3 protein-coding genes and 1 pseudogene are annotated in these 2,886 nt (G+C 58.3%); all 4 read right to left on the bottom strand.

What is annotated here, in order from left to right; all coding sequences use genetic code 11:
* Nucleotides 1–767 (bottom strand): malonyl-CoA decarboxylase domain-containing protein (locus tag AC4GMC_RS18040; RefSeq protein ID WP_488084013.1); only part of this gene is annotated, 767 nt, incomplete at its 3' end.
* On the bottom strand, nucleotides 764–2,080 hold the full coding sequence (locus tag AC4GMC_RS18035) for a TRAP transporter large permease (protein ID WP_487879002.1): 1,317 nt from the start codon (nucleotides 2,078–2,080) through the stop codon (nucleotides 764–766). The genes AC4GMC_RS18040 and AC4GMC_RS18035, both read right to left, overlap by 4 nt.
* A 2-nt stretch (nucleotides 2,081–2,082) precedes the next feature.
* Nucleotides 2,083–2,628, bottom strand: a complete 546-nt coding sequence (locus tag AC4GMC_RS18030; protein ID WP_487878237.1) for a TRAP transporter small permease — start codon at nucleotides 2,626–2,628, stop codon at nucleotides 2,083–2,085.
* A gap of 78 nt (nucleotides 2,629–2,706) precedes the next feature.
* A pseudogene (locus AC4GMC_RS18025) lies at nucleotides 2,707–2,886 on the bottom strand (TRAP transporter substrate-binding protein DctP); the annotation flags it as partial.

Below are 2,886 nucleotides of genomic sequence, written 5' to 3'. Positions count from 1 at the left end.
TAGAACACGGCCGTGTCGGCGCCCTCTGCCTCAAGCACGGGGCGGTCTTCGGACAGAACCCCCTGAACCGAGCCGGGGATGCCGCCCGTCAATGCGACCTCCACAAAGATTAACGGCTCATCGGGCATAGCGGGGTGAAAGAACGCAAAACAGCGGCGGTCCGCGGGTTCAAGCCGGGCGCGCAAAGCACCCCAACTGTCAATCGCGTGCACAGCCTCATAGGCGATGATTTTCTCTAGGATATGCGCGGGGCTTTCCCATGTGATCGGCATCAGGACCAGAAAGCCACGGTTAAACCAACTGGACAAAAGGTGCCGAAAATCGAGATCGAGCGCATCAAGCGCGGCCTCGCCCCGACCCAGACGCAGCAGGTCAGCGCGCATCGCCACCAACTGCCGCGTCGCACCGGGCACCTGATTGAGGCGGCGGATCAGCTCTTGGCGGGGGGGCTCTGCCGCTGTCATAAACGCCCGGTAGCTGGCCTTTGTCTGGCCCTGCTCATAGGCGTCCAATGCAGTGCGAACATCGCTGGGCGAAATTGTCAGATCCTCAGCCAGATGCCGAAAAAACGCGAGCTTTTCGTCATCATCACTGGCTGCGAACTTATCAAGAATGGCACGGGCCACTGCCATGCCCGTACCCTCACCCGTGGTCCGCATAAGGTCCACGGTGAGGTCGACGAAGGGGCGAGACACTTGGCCCGCCCCCTTGTCACCTCGGTAGCGCCGCTCAAAAACAGTCGAAAGAAGGCCACCGAGAAGGCTCATACTGCTGGCCCCATCACGTAGTCGGGCAGCCAGGTTGCGATCCCGGGAAAGAAGCACAACAGCAGGATCGCGATGACCATGCAGGCAACATAAGGCAGCGAGCCCATCAGGATGGTCTTGAGCTTGATGTCAGGCGCGATGCCATTAATGACATACAAGTTCAGGCCCACGGGTGGCGAAATCAGCCCGATTTCCATGTTGATCGTCAGGATCACCGCAAACCAGATGGAGTCAAACCCAGCGGTTGTGATGATCGGCAACAGGATGGGTGCCGCCATCAAGATCACCGCGACAGGCGGCAAAAAGAAGCCCGCGATCAGCAAGAAGATGTTCACCGCCAGCATCAAGACCCAAGGGTTCACATCCAATGTGCCGATCCACGCCGCAATTGACTGCGTGATGAACAGCGATGAAAGCATGAAGCTGAACACGCCAGCCGCCCCGATGATGAACAAGATCATCACCGATTCCTTGGTGCTGTCGCGCAGGACAACCCACAGGTCCTTTGGGTTCCACAGCTTGTAAATGATCATCGCGATCACGAGACACAGAAGCGCGCCCACAGCTGCGGTCTCAGATGGGGTCGCGACGCCGCCATACATGGCATAGAGCACGCCAAAGATGATCAGGATGAACGGTGTAACGCGGGGCAGGATTTCGAATTTTTCCTTCCATGTGTAGTTCACCTTGGTCAGGACCTGCATGTTGCCAGAGCGCGCCGTGGAATAGAGCGACCACGCCATGAACAACGCCACCAGCATCAACCCCGGCAGAACACCCGCCAGAAACAGACGCCCGATCGAAGTCTCGGTCGCGATGCCGTAGACGATCATCGTAACCGACGGCGGGATCAGAATGCCCAAGGTGCCGCCCGCGGCAATTGAGCCAGAAGCCACCTCATCGGGATAGCCACGCTTGCGCATCTCGGGGATGCCCATTTTGCCAATGGCCGCACAAGTTGCGGGGCTGGACCCGGACATCGCCGAAAACAGCGCGCAGGCCCCAAGGTTAGAGATCACGAGACCACCGGGCACGCGGGTCAACCAACGCTCCAGCGCTTCGTACAGGTCGGCGCCGGCACGGGTTGAGGCAATCGCCGCCCCCATGATGATGAACATCGGGATCGACAACAGCGCAAAGTTGTTGAGCTTGCCAAACATGATTTCGGGCATCAGTTCTAGCGACCGCATCCCGTCAAAAGCGATCAGGAAACCCGCCGAGACAATCAACAGCCCAGTCGCCACGGACACGCCAGAGAACAAGACAAAAATAGTGAAAAATGCGACCAGAAGGCCAAGCAAGAGCGGATCCATCTCTACTCCTCCAGTCCGAAGGGCGTATCAACGCCGATGGCAACCGCGACCGTGTCAGCGATCATTTGCAACACGAACAGCGCGAACCCGATGGGCAATGCCATGTATGGGATCCACAAGCGCACGCCCCAAACGGTATCAGACCGCCAGTTCCGTTCCCACGCGATGTGCCAGTATTCATAGGAATAAAATGTCATCACACAGATGATCGCGATCCCCGTCAGCATGGTGACGAAAAACAACGCTTTGCGCAGACGCGGCGGTAGGGCCAGCGGGATCAGGTCTACGTTCACATGACCGCGCAGGTATTGCACGTACGGCAGACCTAGCATTGTGGCCGCGATCATCATGTACACGACAGCCTCTGTTTGCCAGATCGTCGATTGGTTCAAGACGAAGCGGACAAAGATCATCTGGCAGGTGATCATCACCGACACCACGATCAACGTCGCCGCCGTCCAGCCCGACAGGAGCGACAGAAACGCCACGCCTTTTAGAAAAGGGTTATCCCCCGTGCGCGCGGACGCGCCCGTTGTTTGGCCAGACATACCAGCCTCCTGATTATTCTTGTTGGATGTGGTCGATGGATCGGGCGCACCGTTCAGGCCGCCCGACCAAAGTGCAGATTACTCGACAGCAAGGGCCTTATCGAGCAGGTCTTGACCCGCTGGGTAGCCCGCCACAAACTCAGCGTAGGAAGTTTCCATCGCCAGTGCGCGCCACTTGTCGAAATCGTCCTGTGTCATTTCAGCGATCTCAACGCCTGCGGCTTTGAAGGTCTCGACCGAAGCCGCGTCCTCTGCCTT

The sequence above is a fragment of the Thalassobacter sp. genome (assembly GCF_982993085.1).
The sequence above is the reverse complement of the archived record's forward strand: the minus strand, read 5'-3'. Positions and strand labels throughout refer to the sequence as shown.

Bases quoted from the DNA above. Each gene is read 5' to 3' on its own strand.
- AC4GMC_RS18035 (WP_487879002.1), bottom strand. From the start codon at position 2,080: ATGGATCCGCTCTTGCTTGGCCTTCTGGTCGCATTTTTCACTATTTTT.
- AC4GMC_RS18030 (WP_487878237.1), bottom strand. From the start codon at position 2,628: ATGTCTGGCCAAACAACGGGCGCGTCCGCGCGCACGGGGGATAACCCT.